Raw genomic sequence first — 19,070 nt, forward strand, 5'->3', positions numbered from 1 at the left:
CGGACGGGCGCAGCATGACCAGCCCGAGCTGCCCGACCGGCGCCAACAGGCCGCGCTGGGTTGACGCCGACGTCTCATCGCCTCTGTCTGCGGTGCTCCCAGGTGCCGATGCACAGGAGTTCTTCGGCAGGACTGAGCGGATCGTCGTCGGCCTCGAATACCTCGACTCCGATGGTCTTCCCGCCGATGTCGATCATCGATGGCTGCGAGTCCCGAGGGCGGAACCGCCACGGGATCAGCACATTGATCGACGGATCGGCACCCGGCGGACTGGCATCGGCCCCCGGCTGATCGGTGTGCGACGGGTCGGCACCCGGCGGACTGGCATCGGCGCCTGGCGGGCCGGTATTCGACGGAGCGGCGCCCGGCGGGTCGGCACCCGGCGGGTCGGCACCCGGCGATCCGCGGCCGTCCTGGATGCTGGGAGGAGCGTTCGCCTCCGTTACGACTTCGCCCCGGACCAGTGCAGGGTCGGGGCCGCTGATCGGTTTGGTGCGTGAGCGATAGTGGTGCCCCGTCGGGGTGCTCACCTCGAGCTCATCCGGTGTCGCCTCGTGCCGCCACCCGGAGAGTTCCTTAGCAAAATTGCAGGCGGCGCACAGTCCGGAGGAATTGACCCAACCGGTCGTTCCGCCCGAAGCGTACGAATCGGCATGATCGGCATGTTTGATGGGCGCTTCACACCACGGCGACCTGCAGACGTCGTCACGGAAGACGACCATGCGCCTGAGCAGACCGGAAAACTCCCTTCGGCGGGAATCCATGCGTACGAGCTGGCCGTCTTCCGGTCGTGTGTACATCCGCCGAACGAACACGGCCGCCTCGTTCTCGGTCACGAAATCCCGGGCAGCCTGCGCCGGGATCGGACCACATCCCGGGAACCAGGCAGCTTCGGCTCCGGGCTCGAACAGACTGCTGGCCTGCATGATGAGGTGGACTTCTGTGGGCACTGCGGCTGCGGATGCCTGTCCCGTGAGACGTTCGACCAGAAGATCGACGGCGATCTGGCTCTGCGTCCGACCTGATGATTCTCCGGTGGCGATGAGTGACTGCGCCGACTTCTGGAGATTGGCAAAGGCGGCCACCGCCTGCGGCATCGGAAGCAGCGCCGTCAGATAGGCCATGTTCCCCGGGGCAGGGCGCACACTCACCGACCGCTCCTCGACACGACGTTCAAGGTGTTTGACCGCAGCCCGTTGATCGAGCTGTTGGGCCAGTGCGCGGACTTCGTTCCCGAGTCGCTTGACTCCGGCTTCGGGGAGGCGCTCTGCCATGCGCTCATCGAGTTCGTGCTTCTTCTCGCGCGGCAGCCAATCGGATTCCCTGGCGACGACCCGCGCCTTCTCCTCGGAGATGTCCCCGCTCTTCATCGCCGCATACGTCCTGGGCAGATCCATGAGCAGTGTGCGGGAGAACTTCAGCAGCCCATCGCCGCGCGAACGGGAGACCCTGCGCGCCAACGCGATCTCCGCCCCGAGACCGCGGCCCTGCTTCTCACTGGCCACTCCGTCCTCGGCCTCACGGTTCCTCCGGAGCATGTCGAAGGTCAGGGTCTCCCGAGCCTGAGCTGCCGCGCTCGCCGAGTTCAACTCCTCCAGGGCGGCGATCCGGTCGATCGCCTCTTCCTCGGTCTTCGCCGGCGGCAGTTCGGACAGGGAACGGCGCCACCGATGGATCTCGGTGAGAACGTCCGGAACCTGCTCTGCTTCCATGACTCCGACACTATACGGCGGCACTGACACGACTTCATTTGCGCCTGTCTTCCGAGGTCACGCCATCTCCATGGGCTCCCGCAGGCGCTCTTCAGCCGAGTTCCTCGCCGGTCGTCTCGCGGGCCAGGAGACTCATCATCAGGACTGCCGCGACGACGAGCACTCCGGTGAGGACGAACGTCAGCGTCAGGCCGAGCACCGGCCACATGAAGGCTCCGAACACGATCGGGGCGATGCCCGTGGCCACGCGGGAGGCCGCCGAGGCCCAGCCGAATCCCGAACCGCGCAGCCGGGTCGGATAGAGCTCGGACACGTATGTGTACAGGGCCGGGATCGCGACCTGGACGACGAAGCCGAAGCCGATGATCGCCGCCTTGGCCGAGAACGTCAGCTGCGAACCGGACGATTCGATGAACACTGCCGAGGCGACGAGCAGCACCGCCGAGGCGATGGCAGTCGAACCGAGCACCCATTTGCGTCCGAAACGTTCGACGGTGAGCGCTGAGACCACGACGCCGAGGATTCCGACCGCTGTCATCGAACCTGTCACGAGGAAGGCCGCCTGATCGGCCAGACCCTGCTGCTTGAGGATCCCGGGAAGCCATGTCAGCGCCGCGTAGTAGACGAGGAGGATGGAAACGAAGAGCGACCATGCCACGAGCGTCGTCCCGGCTGAGTGCCGCCACAGCTGCACCAGCTGGCCGCTCGCGGCGCGCCACCGTCCGTCGGCTTCGTCCCCTGAGCCGGAAGACGCGCTCGCGGGTACGACATGCGTCCATTCGCGCGCCTCGGCACCGGTGCGTGCGACCAGCCCGGCGATGACGGCGTCGGCCTCCTCGTAGCGACCGACCGAGGCGAGATAGAGAGGTGATTCGGGAATCCCGAACCGGACGGCGACGGTGAGCAGCGCCGGCACGATCATGATGAGCATGATCAGCCGCCAGTCGCCGAAGTCCAGCAGATACGCGGAGACGAAGGCGCACAGGGAGGCGCCGATCGGCCACCAGCCGTCCATGGCCGTGAGCACCCGGCCACGATGCCGGCTCGGAGTGAACTCCCCGACGAGCGCATAGTCGACGGGAATGCATCCGCCGAGTCCGAATCCTGCGAGGAAGCGGAAGAGGATGAACCATCCGTATGCGGGAGCGAAGGCTCCCGCGACCGTGAAGATCGAGAACACGAGGAGCGTGAGTGTGAAGGCTTTCTTGCGGCCGATGACATCGGCGACACCGCCCCAGATGAAAGCCCCGAGGGCCATTCCGATGAGGTTCGCCGCAGCGATCCAGGACGCCTGACCGACGCTGAGACTCCAATAGTCGCTGAGGAGCGGGATCAGAAATCCGTTGAGTGCGACGTCCCAGGCGTCGAACATGAACCCGAGCCCGCCGATGATGAAGATGGCGCCCTGGGTGCGCCATCTCCATGGCAGGTTGGCGATGACTTCGGAGGCTGTCGGTACCGACGCCGAGGTGGTGGTGGACACGAGGACACAGTACCCCATTTTGCGCATAATTGCGCAAATGAGTCAGGAAGGTTCTCGCTCAAGAGCGATCGTCGAAGAACACGGCAGGGACCACAGCACCTCCGGTCCGGCAGGTGTCCCGAGGCTCATGACAAGCACGAAGAGCGAAGGCGGGCACCGCGACCGTGATCGCGATACCCGCCTCAGCGCTGTCAGAGCGGAGCTCCCTCAGGCCAGACGCACGAGCCAGTTGTTCGTGTCCTCGACCCGGCCGTACTGGATGTCGAGCAGCGTCCTGCGCAGCTCCATGGTCTTCTCTCCGGCCGTCTCACCGTGGTCGATGGTGAAGTCCTCGCTGACGAGCTTGCTGATCGGCGTGATGACCGCGGCCGTGCCGCAGGCGAAGGCCTCGACGATCTCGCCGCTGGCCGCCCCCGCGCGCCACTCCTCGACGGAGATCTTGCGCTCCTCGGGCTCGAGTCCGAGCTGCGGTGCCAGCTCGAGCAGCGAGCGACGGGTCACGCCGTCGAGGATCGTGTCGCTGAGCGCCGGCGTGAGCAGCTTCCCGTCCTTGGTCACGAGCATGAGGTTCATGCCGCCGAGCTCGTCGATGTACTTGTTCTCCTCGGCGTCTGTGAAGAGCACCTGCTGGCAGCCCTTCGCGGCGGCCTCATTGGTCGCGACCAGCGAAGCCGCGTAATTGCCGCCGCACTTGGCGAACCCTGTGCCACCGGAGCCGGCGCGCTTGAGCGTGGGCGAGAGCCAGATGGACAGCGGCTTGATGCCGCCGGAGAAGTACGGTCCGGCAGGCGAGGCGATGACGTAGTAGTCGACTTCGTGGCTGGCCCGCACCCCGAGGAACCGTTCCGTCGCGATCATGAACGGGCGCAGGTACATGCTCGACTCGTCGGTGTCCGACTGCGGCGTCGGCACCCAGGCCTGGTCGACGGAGACCAGTGCCTTGAGCGAGTCGATGAAGTCCTCTTCGCTCAGCTGCGGCAGCGCGAGGCGCTCGGCGGAACGGTTGATGCGCGCGGCGTTGCGCTCGGGCCGGAAGGTCCAGACCGAGCCGTCGGCGTGACGGTACGCCTTGAGCCCTTCGAAGATCTCCTGCGCGTAGTGGAGCACTGCGGCGGCCGGGTCGAGCACCAGCGGGCCATAGGGCTTGACCTCATGCGCCTGCCAACCGTCATCGACCGTGTATCGGATGTGCGCCATGTGGTCGGTGAAGTACTGGCCGAAACCGGGGTCCTTCTTGATGTTCTCGCGCACCAGCTCGGGTTGCGGCTGAAGGTTCTTGAGAACGGTGAAATCTGTCATGGGAACTCTTTTCTCATTTGTGATGAGTGACACTGTCAGGGTAGTCCATCACCCCCGCGCACGTCGCACCGGGGTGACGTCCTCTTCCCCCTTGCAGCTGCTCTCCGCCCGTGCAACCGCTCTCCCGCCTGCCGCCGTTCTCGCACCTGCAACCGCCTTCCCGCCTGCAGTCGCTCTCCGCCCGTGCAGTCGGGGATGCCGTCCCCGAAGCGGCCGTGGCCGCCCCCGCCCGCCGCCGGTTCGGTCGGGGTCCGGCGGCGGAGGCGTTCTCAGCCCAGTCGCGCTGCGATCGCGTCGCCTACCTCGGCGGTGGAGCGCTTCGTGCCGTCGCGCTCGGCGAGATCGGCCTCGACGGCCGCTTCGATGGACTCGGACACGACATCGAGACCGAGGTGAGCCGCCATGAGCGAGCCCGAGAGGATCGATGCGGTGGGGTCGGCGATCTGCTGCCCGGCGATGTCGGGAGCCGAGCCGTGAATGGGTTCGAACAGGCTCGGCGCTGTGCCCTCGACATTGAGATTGCCCGAGGCGGCCAACCCGATTCCACCGGTCACCGCGGCCGCGAGGTCGGTGAGGATGTCGCCGAAGAGGTTATCGGTGACGATGACGTCATAGCGCTCCGGATCGGTCACCATATAGATCGTGCACGCATCGGTGTGCTCGTAGTTGACCGTCACCTCGGGATACTCCGCACCGACTTTCTCGACGACGCGCCGCCACAGGTGACCCGCGTGGACCATCACATTGTGCTTGTGCACATAGGTCAGCTTCTTGTTCCGGGCCTGGGCACGCCCGAAGGCATCGCGGACGGCCCGCTCGACGCCGTACCAGGTGTTGACCGAGACCTCGGTCGCCACCTCCTGAGGTGTATCGGTGCGCACCGATCCGCCCGAGCCGGTGTAGGAGCCCTCCGTGCCTTCGCGGACGACGACGAAGTCGATCTTGCCCGGATTCGCCAGCGGGCTGGTCACTCCGGCGAACAGCTTAGAGGGACGCAGATTGACCGCGTGTCCGAGTCCGAAGCGCATCTTGAGGATGACACCGCGCTCGAGCACACCCGAGGGCACGGACGGATCGCCGCAGGCGCCGAAGAAGATGGCATCGTGGCCGCGCAGCGATTCGAGCTCCTCATCGGTGAGCGTCTCACCGGTCTCGTGCCAGCGCTGGGCGCCGACCGTGTAATCGGTGAGTTCGAGTTCGACGGGCTCATCGGAGACCTCGATGGCTCGCTGGAGGACCTTGAGACCTTCGGGGACGACCTCGTTGCCGATTCCGTCACCGGGCATGACTGCGATTGAGAACTTCATAGTCAGACAATAGGTCGCGATCTCATCATTCAACTATCCTGTCCTACGATTCGGACAAGAGTCCGCGCCCTTGCTCCGTCGGCATGTTCTGCACCGTCTTCGGCATCGTCGCAAGCCCGCAGCGCTCCGGCAATCTCCTCGCCGGGGGCTCCGCTGTGTGCCACCATGAACAATTTCACGTCTCAATCACTGTTGCCGACTACACATCTGCGACGGGAGCGACGAAGATGGTCATAGCACCCCGAACCCCGTGGGGGCCACACCGACCAGCCCCGAGAGAAAGTCGATCATTGACCGAAACCATCCGCAATGCCCGTGCCGCAGCTCTGCCCGCCAAACTCTCCCGGTCATGGCTGCTCGTCAATGCTGCGAAGGAGGAGGCCTTCACTCCCGCACAGACCTCGGAAGCGGATTCCGTCATCTTCGACCTCGAAGCCTCCGTCGCCGACGATCAGAAGCTCCAAGCTCGCGACAACGTCGTGCGGGCCCTGGAATCCGGCATGTCGGCCTGGGTGCGGATCAACAAGATGGAATCCGAATTCTGGGACGATGACCTCGCCGCCGTGGCCATGCTCCCGGGCATGCGCGGAGTGATGCTGCCCGAGACCGAACGTCCCGAACAGGTCTCCTACACGGCTATGCGCGCCAAAGCCGGACTGCCCGTGCTCGCACTTCTCGAATCGGCCCGCGGAGTGGAGAACGCGACGAAGATCGCCGAGGCGCCGGGAACATTCCGCCTTGCGTTCGGGACGAATGACTTCCGCAAGGACACCGGTTTCTCCGGCGATCCGATGGCTCTGGCCTATGCGCGTTCGCGTCTGACCATCGCCTCGCGCATGGGCGGCCTGCCCGGTGCCATCGACGGCCCCTCGGCAGCCGATGCCGACGATGACAAGGTCCGCCAGGACGCCGAGGCGACTCATATGATGGGCATGACCGGCAAGCTCGTCCTCAACGTCGGCCAGGTCAATGCCCTCAACGAGGCGATGAGCCCGAGCGAGGACGAACGCCACTGGGCGCGCCAGATGCTCGAGGCCGCAGAAGGCGGATCCGAGATCACCGACGGCTCCTACCTGCCCCGGCTGGCCCGCGCGAAGAAGATCGCGTCCCTGGCCGACACGTACGGCCTCTGGAACGCTTGAGGTTCGAAAGGCAGCTGCGCCAGCCGGCCTGGCTGCTGTGGTCGCTTCTGCCGGCGCTCCTCCTCATCATCGCCTTCGGGCTGTGGGTGCGCCTCGAAGCACTCGGTCCCACTCCCGTCGACAGGACCTGGCTGGGTATCGTCGGCCTCGATCAGGAGACAGTCCCCTACTGGATCGCGGTCGTCCTCGCCGAGGTGGGCGGCGGGACGGGGGCGGTCACGTGCACAGGCGTATTGGCCGTGATCTTCGCCCTGCGGCGACGATTCCGCGCCGCAGCCTTCCTCGTCTCGGCCATGGGCGCAGGCATCATCACGTCCGGACTGCTCAAGATCGTCGTCACCCGCCTCCGCCCGGTCGAGCAGCTCTATGAATCGACCGGGTTCTCCTACCCCTCGGGCCATTCGATGGGAGCGGCCGCCCTGGCCACGAGCCTGGCGATCATCGCTGCCCGCGCCCACGGCAGGCGTGGCCGAACCGAACATGCGGCAGACACGGACGCCGAAGCCGACTTCTCGGCCGACCCCCTCCCCGCACCCGCACCCACATCCGCACCCGCACCGAGGCTGCGCTTCCACTGGTCCTTCGTCCTCGCCGCGATCTGGATCCTGACGATGATGTGGTCACGCACCGCCCTGCAGGTCCACTGGCTCACCGACACGATCGCCGGCGCGCTCGTCGGCGTCGGCGTCGCCGTCCTCGTCGACGAGATCTGGTCCCTGACAGCAGAGAGGACCCGTTCACCCCGGTTCGCACTGTGGCTCTAGGGGTGAACGGGCCCGATCGGTGCGGCTCAGTCCTCCTGCAGCGACACAGCGGTGAATGCCGAGGCATTCACCGCTCCGGCGACCGCCTTGACGACCTCATCGGAGACGGCCGAATCGACCGCGAGGACTGACAGCGCCTCATTGCTCGTCGACGCGGGCGAGACCTGCATGCCGGCGATATTGACCTCATTGGCACCGAGGGCCAGACCGAGCTGACCGATGATGCCCGGACGATCCTCGTACCGGAAGATGAGCAGATTGTCGGTCAGTTCGATCTCGAGCTCGTAGCCGTCGACCTCCGTGAGCTTCTGCACGAGCTTCGGCCCGGTCACGGTGCCCGAGACGGAGATCCGCTGTCCGGTGCTCGTCGTCGCCGTCAGGCGGGTGATGTTGCGGAACGACTCGCAGTAGGGGTCGGTGGTGAGTTCGACGCCGATGCCGCGCTCCTCGGCCAGCAGCGGAGCGTTGACGTAGGAGACCTGATCGGACACGACGTCCTTGAACAGACCCTTCAGCGCGGAGAGCTTGAGGACGGAGACGTCCTTGTCCGCGATCTCCCCGTTGACCTCGACCTTGAAGTGAGTGACAGAGGAGTCTGCGAGCGAGTTGACGACCCGGCCGAGCCGCTCGGCCAGCGGGATGCCCGGACGCACGTCCTCGTGGATGGCGCCGCCGGCGACGTTGACCGCATCCGGTACGAGCTCGCCGGCCAGGGCCTTGCGCACGGATTTCGCCACGGCGACTCCGGCCTTCTCCTGCGCCTCGGCAGTGGAGGCGCCCAGATGCGGGGTGACGTTGACGGAGTCGAGCTCCATGAGCGCCGAGTGCTCCGGCGGCTCCGTGTTCCACACGTCGATGCCGGCGCCGCCGACTTCGCCGGTAGCGATCGCTTCGGCCAGCGCCTCTTCATCGATGATCCCCCCGCGGGCGACGTTGATGAAGCGGGCACCGGGCTTGGCGGCCTTGAACTCCTCGGTGCTGATCATACCGATGGTCTCGGGGGTCTTGGGCATGTGGACCGTGACGAAGTCGGACACGGCGAGCAGACTCGGCAGGTCGAGGACCTCGACGCCCATCTGCGCGGCACGGGACTGCGTGATGTAGGGGTCATAGCCGACGAGCCGCATGCCGAAGGCCTTCGCGCGCTCGGCCACGAGCCCGCCGATGCGCCCGAGTCCGACGATGCCCAGGGTCTTCTCGTAGAGTTCGACGCCGGTGTACTTCTTCCGGTTCCACTCCCCCGCCTTGAGCGAGGTGTTGCCGGCACCGAGGTAGCGTGCGGATCCCAGGATGTGCGCCATGGTCAGTTCGGCTGCGGAGATGATGTTCGACGTCGGTGCGTTGACGACCATGACACCCGCCGAGGTGGCCGCGGGGACGTCGACATTGTCGAGTCCAACGCCCGCACGGGCGATGACCTTGAGGTTGTTCGCAGCTCCGATGGCCTCGGCGTCGACCTGCGTGGCCGAGCGGACGAGGATCGCATCCGCGTCGACGATGGCGGACAGGAGCTGGGATCGGTCAGCGCCTTCGGTGTGGCGGATCTCGAAGTCTCCTCCGAGGGCTTCGATAGTGGCCGGTGACAGTTCTTCGGCGATGAGCACGACGGGCTTGGGCACTGATTTCCTCCTGTAGCGTCCGGGACCTGTCCATCTTATGAGACTTCGGGCGAGCCTTCACAAAGTCTCAGATTCTGGGAAGATCGCTCAACAGAACGCAGCCCAGCAGCCGGAGGCCTCAGAACCCGTTCGGCGAATACGGCGCCCGACCGAGGCTGAACATCGCGCTGGCGAGCACTGCGGCTCCCGGCGTCTTCTCGTCGATGCGTCCGGCCCTGGCCAGGATGACGGGATCGGCGCCGCCGAAGTACAACGAACCGAGCTCGGCGATGCCCAAGCCCAAGTCCGCGGGCGTGGATTCGGAAGCGGGGGTCACCTCGGCGTTCTCCCCGTCCGAAGTGATGGTGAAGCGTCCTCCGGCGAGGTCGAGCGAATCGTCGACATCGATCGTCAGCGTCCCCGGCACAAACCAAGGACGGGCCTCGAGAGCGGACTTGATGTCGAGGATGCGGATCCAGATGTTGTCCTCGGTCGCCACCGTCTTCACCCGACGCGAATCGGTCAGCAGCCACGGCAGCGGAGAGTATTCGGCCGACTCCGAGAAGGTCACCCGGGTGGACAGGTCGATGGCTGCGAGGAAGGACCACAGAGAGGCATAGGCGGCATCGGTGACGGCCACGAAGTCGATGATGTCGACGGTCGGCGGAGTCTTCGACCAGCCGGCGAACTTATAGGACACGTAGCCGTCGGGCTCACCCTGCTCATCGAAGTGCAGGGCCGCGCGGACACCGCGGTCCTCCTCGCCGGTCTCGGTGTTGAGCGCACCCGTGGCGCGCTCGATGTAGGTCTGCTGCCGTTCCATGGCGCCCGGCGACGTGCGCATGAATCTGTCATAGATCTTCGGCGCCAGCTCCCGCAGTTCGCCGGGCAGGCACATCTCGACGCGCCGATCGGGTTCGCGGACCATCTTGAAGCCCGGCGAGGTGTCGACCTCGATCGAATGCGACCAGGTGGCCACGCCGAATCCGAACCGCGAATAGATTCCGCCCTCCGTCGCCGTCAGCGCGGCGAACGGGTAGCCGTTCGCCTTCGCCTCGGCGAGGTCGGTGGTCATCATCGACCGCAGCAGACCCCGCCGGCGGTGCGTCGGGCGCACGGTGATCCAGGTGATGAGATGGCCGGGGACGAGCCGTCCCCCGCCGACGTTGACGAGCTTCTCGAACCAGGCGAAGGTCGCCACGGGGATCGAGGAGTCCAGTCCGTGCTCGTACTCCTGATCGGCGTAGACGGCGGTGAGGCGGCGCCCATCGGCGATCGCCCGCTCGACCCGGCCCAACAGCGCGGCATCGGTCGACCGAGGGTCGTGGAATCCCACGCTCGTCGAGGCGAAATAGCCTTTCGTGCGGGCATCCGGCTCACCGGTGGTCTCGTCAATGGCGGGCCTGAAGTCTTCGAATCTGTAATTCGTCACACACCCACAGTAATCCAGTTCGGCCCCGGAGTCGGAGCGAATCGTCGAATTGCTCGGCGATGGTGAGCGACGTCCGGAACCGCGCGTCCGCGCTGACGCATGCACGAACGCGACGGAGCCCCGGACACCGCTCGGTGTCCGGGGCTCCGTCCGTCCCCTCTCGCCGCGCTCGGCCGCCCTGCTCAGTGCGGCACCGCCTCGGCGAGGGTCAGACTCGGACTCAGCGTGCGGCAGTGCCCTCGGTGTAGTCGTCGTCGGAGTCCTTGAGCCAGGCGAACATCTTGCGCAGTTCGCGGCCGGTGGCCTCGATCGGGTGCTGCTCTTCCTTGGCGCGCAGCTCCTTGAACTCCGGGGCGCCGTTCTTCTGGTCGTTCATGAAGCGCTCGGCGAACTTGCCGTTCTGGATGTCGTCGAGGACGCCCTTCATGTTCTCCTTCACCTCGGGGGTGATGACCCGCGGTCCGGCGACGTAGTCGCCGTACTCGGCGGTGTCGGAGCAGGACCAGCGCTGCTTGGCGATGCCGCCTTCGACCATCAGGTCGACGATGAGCTTGAGCTCGTGGAGGACCTCGAAGTAGGCGATCTCGGGCTGGTAGCCGGCCTCGGTCAGGGTCTCGAAGCCGTACTGCACGAGGTGGGAGACGCCGCCGCAGAGGACGGTCTGCTCGCCGAAGAGGTCGGTCTCGGTCTCCTCGGTGAAGGTGGTCTTGATGCCGCCGGCGCGCAGGCCGCCGATGCCCTTCGCGTAGGACAGGACGGTGTCCCAGGCCTTGCCCGAGGCGTCGACCTCGACGGCGACGAGCACGGGCACACCGCGTCCGTCGACGAATTCGCGGCGGACCACGTGCCCGGGTCCCTTCGGGGCGACCATGATGACGTCGACGCCCTCGGGAGCCTGGATGTAGTCGTAGCGGATGTTGAAGCCGTGGATGAACACGAGCGTCTTGCCCGGTGCCAGCTGGTCCTTGATCTCGCTGTTGAAGATGTCGGCCTGCACCTGGTCGGGGGCGGCGATGGTGATGACATCGGCCCAGGCGGCCACCTCGGCGGGGGTGCCGACCTCGAGGCCCTCGGCAGCGGCCTTGTCGCGGCTGGCCGAGCCCTCCTTGAGTCCGATGCGGACTTCCGCGCCCGAATCGCGCAGGCTCAGCGAGTGGGCGTGGCCCTGGCTGCCGTAGCCGATGACGGCGACTTTCTTGCCCTGGATGACGGACAGGTCGGCATCGTCGTCGTAATAGCGTTCTGCTGCCATAGTTCTAGCTCCTTAGGATTACGGGGTGATGTCCCCATTGTTTCACAGTTCGGTACTGTTGCTCATTTATTGAGATGACGGACGTTCCACGGATTGGAACGCAGATTCCTTCGCCGAGGCGGTTCAGCCGCGCAGCGCACGGTCGGTGATCGACTTCGCGCCGCGGCCGATGGCCACGGTTCCCGACTGCACGATCTCCTTGATCCCGAAGGGCTCGAGGACCTCGCGCAGCGCCTCGACCTTGCCGAGCTCGCCGGTGGCTTCGACGCTGACGGACTCGGGACCGACGTCGACGATCTTCGCGCGGAACATCTCCACCGCCGCCGCGACCTGCGGCCGGGTCGCGGCATTGGCCTTGACCTTGTAGATGATGTGCGCGCGGCGGACCGAGGTCTCGGGTTCGAGTTCGACGATCTTGATGACGTTGACGAGCTTGTTCAGCTGCTTGGTCACCTGCTCGAGCGGCACGTCCTTGACGTCCACGACGACGGTGATGCGCGAGAGCTCCTCGTGCTCCGTCACACCCACCGCGAGGCTGTGGATGTTGAAGCCGCGTCGGGCGATGAGTCCGGTGAAACGGGTGAGCACACCGGGTTTGTTCTCGACCAGGACTGAGAGTGTGTGCCGGTTGTTCATTCCAGGCCTCCTTCGATCTGAGCCACGGAACGCACCGTGCCGTCTTCTTCCGTGCCGGGCCCGGCGATGGGCGCCTCGGCCTCATCGTCGTCCTCCCCGTCGAATTCGGGGCGGATGCCGCGGGCGTATTCGATCTCGTCGTTCGACACGCCGGCCGCGACCATCGGCCACACCATCGCATCCGGCGGGACCGTGAAGTCGAGGACGACGGGCCGGTCGTTGATCGACAGCGCCTTCTCGATCGCCGCGTCGACGTCATCGTTGCGTTCGACGCGCAGGGCTTCGCAGCCGTAGGCCTCGGCGAGGCCCACGAAGTCGGGGATGCGGATCGTCTCATGACCGGTGTTGAGGTCGGTGTTCGAGTACCGGCCGTCGTAGAACAGGGTCTGCCACTGCCGGACCATGCCCAGCGAGGAGTTGTTGATGATCGCGACCTTGATCGGGATGCTGTTGATCGCGCAGGTGGCGAGCTCCTGATTGGTCATCTGGAAGCAGCCGTCTCCGTCGATCGCCCACACCACGCGGTCGGGCTGCGAGACCTTCGCCCCCATGGCGGCGGGCACGGAGTAGCCCATGGTGCCCAGTCCCCCGGAATTCAGCCACGACTTCGGGCGTTCGAATTCGATGAACTGGGCGGCCCACATCTGGTGCTGGCCCACGCCCGCCGCGTAGACCGCCTCGGGGCCGGTGAGCGCGGAGATCCGCGAGATCACGTACTGCGGATCGCAGAGCTCCCCCTGCCGGTCGTAGCCGAGCGGATAGGTCTCCTTGAGACGATTGAGGAATCGCCACCAGGGCTCACGCTGGCGTTCGAGCGCCTTGGGGAACCTCTCGCGCATCTCGCCCAGCATCTCGGCGAGCACCTCGCGGGCATCGCCGACGATCGCGACGTCGACGTCCCGGTTCTTCCCGATCTCGGCCGGGTCGATGTCGGCGTGGATGACCTCGGCGTTCGGGGCGAACGAATCGAGTCTGCCGGTGACCCGGTCGTCGAAACGGGCGCCGATGGCGATGAGCAGATCGGCCTTCTGGAAAGCGGTCACGGCCGGCACGCTGCCGTGCATGCCCGGCATGCCCAGGTGCAGCTGATGCGAATCGGGGAAGGCACCCCGGGCCATGAGGGTCGTGACCACGGGGATATTCGTCGCCTCGGCCAGACGCAGCAGCTCCTTCTCCGCCTCCGAGCGGATGACGCCGCCGCCGATGTAGAACACCGGGCGCTGCGATTCGGAGATCAGCCTCGCCGCCTCGCGGATCTGCTTCGCGTGCGGCTTGAGCACCGGACGGTAGCCGGGCAGTGCCGGTTCGTCCGGCCAGACGAACGGCACGGAGCCCGTCTGCGCGTCCTTCGTGATGTCGACGAGGACCGGTCCGGGACGTCCCGTGGTGGCGATGTGGTGGGCGTTGATGAGCGCCGCGGGGATGTCCTCGGGCTTCGTGACGAGGAAGCTGTGCTTGGTCACCGGCATCGTCATGCCGACGATATCGGCCTCCTGGAAGGCATCGGTGCCGAGCAGGCTCGACGCCTGCTGCCCGGTGATCGCAAGCATCGGCACCGAGTCCATATGGGCATCGGCCAGTGCCGTGATGAGGTTCGTGGCACCGGGCCCCGAGGTCGCGATGCACACGCCGAGCCTGCCGGAGGCGGCCGCATAGCCTTCGGCCGCATGTCCGGCGCCCTGTTCGTGGCGGACGAGGATGTGTCGGATCTCGTCGGTCTCGAACAGCGGGTCATACGTGGGGAGGATGGTCCCGCCGGGAAGCCCGAACACCGTGTCGACCCCGAGCTTCTCGAGGCTGCGGACGATCGCCTGGGCACCGGTGAGGACCTCCGGGCCGGCTGCGCGACGAATGCTGGACGGTGTGGCGGTGACCGGCCCGGCCGCGGGTTGGTTCCCGGTGGCCTTCGCGGTCGAGGGCTTGGCTGCCATCGATTCCTATCCTTCCTAGTGTTCCCTCTCGTCTCCGCATGAAAAAAGCCCCTCCGGTTTCGGTAGGGGCGCGCGGAACGTGTCGTCTCGACAGGCTACGGAAGATCCGCGCGCTGGCTAATAACGACGACGAGAAGGTGAGTCATGCCTCAATGGTTCACCGCAGCGGACGACGGTGTCAAACCTCGCAATCGATCGTCTCGGGATCCGAGATGCAGGGCGGTTGGCCGGTGAGACGGTGCGGATTCAGCGGTAAGAGAAAAGGGAAGCCTCTTTGCCGGAACCGTGGAACAGATCACATCCGAGGACTACGCTTGATATCCGTGCGTCCCCTCCTTCGGTTCTGGCCCGATCTCCGCTCTCGCATCGGCGTGTACGTCCTCGTGCTCGTCCTCACTCTCCTGGCCAACGGCATCCAGCTCGTCGTGCCGATGATCACCGGCCACATCATCGACGGACCGATCGCCCATCGCGACCTCTCGGCGCTGTGGCTGCCCGTCCTCGGCGTGCTCGTCATCGGCATCGCCGAAGCCGTGGGAATGTGGGCCCGACGCATGATCGTCGCCCCCGTCGTCGCAAGCTGGGAGATCACCTGGCGGTCGCGTCTCTTCGACCGCCTGCAGTACACCTCGGTGGCAATCCACGACTCCTGGGAGTCCGGCCAGCTGCTCTCGCGCGCGGTCAACGACCTGTCCATGCTGCGGCGCTTCTTCGCTTTCGGGCTGCCCTTCCTCATCTCGACTCCGATCGTGCTCGCCGTCGGTACGATCATGCTCGTTGTGATGCAACCGGTCTTCGGGCTGATCATGATCGTCATGGCTGTGCCGGCGATCATCGCCGTCGCCGTCTTCGAGAAGCGCTACCGTGAGACCTCGCGCCGCTCGCAGGACACGATGGGCGAGGTCACGACCGATGTCGAGGAGTCCATTCAGGGCATCCGGATCCTCAAGTCCTTCGGCCGCTCCCCCTGGGCCGCCGAACGGTTCTCGGCCATCTCGAGCCGGCTGAAGGCGCTTGAGATCCGCAAGGCCGAGCTCGATTCCTGGCTGTGGAGCGTGCTCCTGCTGCTGCCCACGCTCGCCCAGGCCGCAATCGTCGCCATCGGCACCTGGGGCGTCGTCCAGGGCTGGACCACCGTGGGCACGGTCGTCGCCGCGGTGACGATCTCGATGGTCCTGCGCATGCCGATCGAGATGCTCGGCTTCCTGCTCGCCGATGCGCTCATGGCGCTGACCGCGGCCGGACGATACTGGGAGGTCATCGACATCAGACACGACATCACCGATGCCGACGGCAGCGTCGAGGACGATCCCGAGGTCGGTCACTACCGGGGACAGCTGAGCTTCGACGACGTCTCCTTCCACTTCTCCGACACCGATCGTCTCACCTTGGAGGGCCTCGATCTGCGGATCGAACCCGGGCAGACCCTGGCCCTCGTCGGTGCGACGGGCTCGGGGAAGACGACGCTGGCCTCGCTCGTCCCCCGGCTGCAGGACGTCACCTCGGGGACGGTGAGCATCGACGGCGTCGATATCCGGCAGATGCCGGTCAACGAATTGCGCCGCCTCGTATCCGTGTCCTTCGAGGATCCGATCCTGTTCTCGACCTCCGTGGCCGAGAACGTCGAGATGGGTGCCCCGAGTGCCGACGAGGAGGAGATCTGGAATGCCCTCGAGATCGCCTCGGCGAAGGACTTCGTGTCCCGCCTGCCCGAAGGCCTGGACACGCAGGTCGGCGAGCAGGGACTGTCCCTGTCCGGCGGTCAGCGACAGCGTCTCGCGCTGGCCCGTGCGGTCATCGGCCGCCCGCGCATCCTCGTCCTCGACGACCCGCTCTCGGCCGTCGATGTCGATACCGAGGACCGCGTGCAGCGGGCGCTGCGGGAGATCCTGCCGGATTCGACGACGCTCATCATCGCCCACCGCCCCTCGACTGCGGCACTGGCCGATGTCGTCGCCGTCATCGACGACGGTCGGATCGCCGCCCACGGCACGCACGAGGAGCTCCTAGAATCCTCGCCGCTCTACCGCGAACTCATGGGGGCGAGCGCGATCGCACAGGAAGGAGGACGGGCATGAGCGCTCCGCGCCTCGACAGCGACGACGAGATCGAACAGCTGCCGCCGGACATCGCCGCCAAGGCCCGCGCCCTGCTCAAGTCGCTGGTCAGACCCCATCTGCCGATGGTGGTCTTCCTCGCCGTCATCGTCGTCCTCACCGCGGTCCTGCTCGTCATCGGACCCGTCTTCATCGCCGACGCCCTCGATAAGGGGATCCCAGCCGCCATCGACGGCGACCTCGCCCCGCTCATCCGCGCGGTCACCCTGTTCGTCGCCTCGGCCCTCGGCTCGGCGATCCTCGCATTCACCTCGACGAGGCTGGTGGGCATCACCGCGCAGAAGATCCTCTTCACCCTGCGCGAGAGAATGTTCACCCATGTGCAGCGCCTCGACCTGGGCTATCACGAGAAGTCGACCTCGGGCCGGCTGGTGTCCCGGCAGACCTCGGACATGGAGTCCGTGCAGCAGTTCCTGTCCTACTCGCTGTTCGAAACGGCGCTGGCCCTGCTGCAGATGAGCTTCATCGCCGTCACCCTCATCGTCCTCGATGTGCCGCTGGCCGTGGTCGTCTTCGCCGGGTTCGTTCCACTGTTCTTCATCACGAAGGCGGCGCATTCGACGCAGCGCAGCGCCTACCGGCGGACGCGGACCTCGATCGCGAAGGTCATCGTCCACTTCGTCGAGACGATGGGCGGCATCCGCGCGGTGCAGGCCTATCGTCGTCAGCCCGAGCGGCGCGGGACGCTGAGCGATCAGGACACCCGTTATCGCGATGCGAACACCGATGCGCTGCGCGGGGTCGCCTGGTTCGCCGGCTGGACCCGGCTGATCGGCAACGTCACCCAGACGGTGATCATCGTCGTCGGCGCGTGGCTGGTCATCGAGGGGTGGACGCAGATCGGTGTGCTCGCCGCGTTCATCCTCTACCTGCGCCGGTTCTACGGTCCGCTCGACGAACTCGTGCAGGCGTTCAACCTCTACCAGTCCGCCTCGGCGGCACTGGAGAAGATCGCGGCGGTCCTCGACACCGACCCCGAGGTGGTCGCACCGGAGAACCCGCAGATGCTGCCCGCGCATGACGAGGAGAGCGCCGAGGCGAACTCCTCCGCGGCGGAGTCCGCGGCCGGCAGCGGTCGCGCCCTCGATCTGGAGGCCGTCCGCTTCGCCTATGCGGACGGTCCCGACGTCCTCCCCCGCTTCGATCTGCACATCCCCGCCGGGCAGATCGTCGCGCTCGTCGGCGCCACAGGTGCGGGCAAGTCGACCCTGGTCAAGCTCGTCACCCGCTTCTACGATCCCAGCGATGGTCACGTCAGCCTCGACGAGGTGGATCTGCGTGATCTCGACGATGAGCAGCTGCGCTCGTCGGTCGTCATGGTCACTCAGGAGTCGTTCCTCTTCGCCGGCACCATCGCCGACAACATCCGCATCGGCAATCCGGAGGCCGGAGACGAGGAAGTCCTCGCCGCCGCTCGGGCAGTCGGCCTCGACGCCTATATCCGCCGTCTGCCGGACGGCTACGCCACGGATGTGAAGAAGCGAGGCGGCCGGCTGAGCTCGGGACAGCGTCAGCTCGTGTCCTTCGCCCGCGTCTTCCTCGCCGACCCTGATGTCGTCGTCCTCGACGAGGCGACCGCGCACCTCGACATCCCTTCGGAGCGGTTGGTGCAGAACGCTCTGGCCACCGTGTTGGAGGGCAGGACCGCGATCATCATCGCCCACCGCCTGTCCACAGTCGAGATCGCCGACCGCGTGCTGGTCATGCAGGCGGGGCGGATCGTCGAGGACGGCACCCCGGACGAGCTCATATCCGGCACCGGCAGGTTCGCTCAGCTGCACCAGGCGTGGCGCGATTCGCTCGTGTGATCGAGCCGCGTGTTTCAGCAATGTATATTGCGCTCTGTAGAGCGAAGCGAAGCGACGCGACGAGGAGGACACATGGACGCCGATACCGAAGACCGGGAGCGTCGCATCATCGCTGATGCCATCGCCCGCGGTCATACGATGGCCAGGTGGATCGCTGTGATCATCAGTCTGCTCTTCATCGCTTCGGGTCTGTGGTGGGCTGGAATCCTCGTGCTCGTTGTCACGACGTTCGAACTCCCCCGCCTAGCGACTCAGCGGTACGCACGCAGACGCGGCCTCGAATTGAGCATTCCGTCCGGTCAGGAAGTCGAGAAGACGTCGCTGTCAGGACTGGCGTTCGGAGTCGTCTTCATCCCCATCGTTTCGTGTGCGCGCTGCTCCTCGCCGAGAACGCCCTCGGGCATCCTCTGCTGCCGTGGTCGTGGCGGGCCGAGTTCGCAGGCTCGGACATCTATGTGCTCATGCCGTTCATCTTCGTCGGACTCGTCGTCACAATCTCGTGGTTCATCCGTCGGCGCAGAGATGCCCGTACTGCAGAGCATGCTGAAACTCAGTGATTGCCTGATGTGAGCGATTCGCACTGCGGAAG

The 19,070-nt window shown here is 66.1% G+C and carries 14 protein-coding genes; 5 read left to right on the top strand and 9 right to left on the bottom strand.

Going from position 1 to position 19,070, the window contains the following annotated elements; translation table 11 throughout:
- Window positions 1-74: 74 nt before the first annotated feature.
- From IIE29_RS01095 to IIE29_RS01110, 4 genes are all read right to left on the bottom strand, one after another.
- The gene (locus tag IIE29_RS01095; protein ID WP_209323352.1) at window positions 75-1,712 is read right to left on the bottom strand and encodes an HNH endonuclease; all 1,638 of its coding nucleotides are present in this window, start codon (window positions 1,710-1,712) and stop codon (window positions 75-77) included.
- Window positions 1,713-1,803: 91 nt separating this feature from the next.
- On the bottom strand, window positions 1,804-3,195 hold the full coding sequence (locus IIE29_RS01100; RefSeq protein ID WP_343071749.1) for an MFS transporter: 1,392 nt from the start codon (window positions 3,193-3,195) through the stop codon (window positions 1,804-1,806).
- Between the two features lie 207 nt (window positions 3,196-3,402).
- Complete coding sequence (locus IIE29_RS01105) at window positions 3,403-4,494, bottom strand: branched-chain amino acid aminotransferase (RefSeq protein ID WP_209323354.1); 1,092 nt, start codon at window positions 4,492-4,494, stop codon at window positions 3,403-3,405.
- A 269-nt stretch (window positions 4,495-4,763) separates the two neighbouring features.
- The gene (locus IIE29_RS01110) at window positions 4,764-5,801 is read right to left on the bottom strand and encodes a 3-isopropylmalate dehydrogenase (protein ID WP_209323355.1); all 1,038 of its coding nucleotides are present in this window, start codon (window positions 5,799-5,801) and stop codon (window positions 4,764-4,766) included.
- A 290-nt stretch (window positions 5,802-6,091) separates the two neighbouring features.
- Between IIE29_RS01110 and IIE29_RS01115 the strand changes: the two genes are divergently transcribed.
- Together IIE29_RS01115 and IIE29_RS01120 are read left to right on the top strand one after the other, a co-directional pair.
- On the top strand, window positions 6,092-6,943 hold the full coding sequence (locus IIE29_RS01115) for an HpcH/HpaI aldolase/citrate lyase family protein (RefSeq protein WP_209323356.1): 852 nt from the start codon (window positions 6,092-6,094) through the stop codon (window positions 6,941-6,943).
- Complete coding sequence (locus tag IIE29_RS01120) at window positions 6,940-7,707, top strand: phosphatase PAP2 family protein (protein ID WP_209323357.1); 768 nt, start codon at window positions 6,940-6,942, stop codon at window positions 7,705-7,707. The genes IIE29_RS01115 and IIE29_RS01120 overlap by 4 nt, the downstream gene beginning before the upstream one ends.
- A gap of 26 nt (window positions 7,708-7,733) precedes the next feature.
- Here IIE29_RS01120 and serA read toward each other — a convergent pair whose 3' ends face one another.
- From serA to IIE29_RS01145, 5 genes are all read right to left on the bottom strand, one after another.
- A complete protein-coding gene (gene serA, locus IIE29_RS01125; protein WP_209323358.1) occupies window positions 7,734-9,326 on the bottom strand; it encodes a phosphoglycerate dehydrogenase in 1,593 nt (530 codons plus the stop codon).
- 118 nt (window positions 9,327-9,444) lie between these two features.
- Window positions 9,445-10,737, bottom strand: a complete 1,293-nt coding sequence (locus IIE29_RS01130; RefSeq protein WP_209323359.1) for a GNAT family N-acetyltransferase — start codon at window positions 10,735-10,737, stop codon at window positions 9,445-9,447.
- A gap of 220 nt (window positions 10,738-10,957) precedes the next feature.
- Window positions 10,958-11,989: a ketol-acid reductoisomerase gene (gene ilvC / locus IIE29_RS01135; RefSeq protein ID WP_209323360.1), complete on the bottom strand. Its 1,032-nt coding sequence runs from the start codon at window positions 11,987-11,989 to the stop codon at window positions 10,958-10,960.
- Window positions 11,990-12,112: 123 nt separating this feature from the next.
- Window positions 12,113-12,625, bottom strand: coding sequence for an acetolactate synthase small subunit (gene ilvN, locus IIE29_RS01140; RefSeq protein ID WP_209323361.1), 513 nt, complete (start codon window positions 12,623-12,625; stop codon window positions 12,113-12,115).
- Window positions 12,622-14,556: an acetolactate synthase large subunit gene (locus IIE29_RS01145; RefSeq protein WP_209323362.1), complete on the bottom strand. Its 1,935-nt coding sequence runs from the start codon at window positions 14,554-14,556 to the stop codon at window positions 12,622-12,624. The genes ilvN and IIE29_RS01145 overlap by 4 nt, the downstream gene beginning before the upstream one ends.
- Before the next feature lie 323 nt (window positions 14,557-14,879).
- On the opposite strand from IIE29_RS01145, the gene IIE29_RS01150 reads away from it, so the two are divergent.
- The 3 genes from IIE29_RS01150 (at window position 14,880) to IIE29_RS01160 (ending at window position 19,038) form a co-directional block, all read left to right on the top strand.
- Window positions 14,880-16,634: an ABC transporter ATP-binding protein gene (locus IIE29_RS01150; protein WP_343071750.1), complete on the top strand. Its 1,755-nt coding sequence runs from the start codon at window positions 14,880-14,882 to the stop codon at window positions 16,632-16,634.
- A complete protein-coding gene (locus IIE29_RS01155) occupies window positions 16,631-18,481 on the top strand; it encodes an ABC transporter ATP-binding protein (RefSeq protein WP_209323363.1) in 1,851 nt (616 codons plus the stop codon). The genes IIE29_RS01150 and IIE29_RS01155 overlap by 4 nt, the downstream gene beginning before the upstream one ends.
- Window positions 18,482-18,846: 365 nt before the next feature.
- Window positions 18,847-19,038, top strand: a complete 192-nt coding sequence (locus tag IIE29_RS01160) for a hypothetical protein (RefSeq protein WP_209323364.1) — start codon at window positions 18,847-18,849, stop codon at window positions 19,036-19,038.
- Window positions 19,039-19,070: the final 32 nt, after the last annotated feature.

It is taken from the genome of Brevibacterium renqingii (genome assembly GCF_017808095.1).
Taxonomy (GTDB): domain Bacteria; phylum Actinomycetota; class Actinomycetes; order Actinomycetales; family Brevibacteriaceae; genus Brevibacterium; species Brevibacterium renqingii.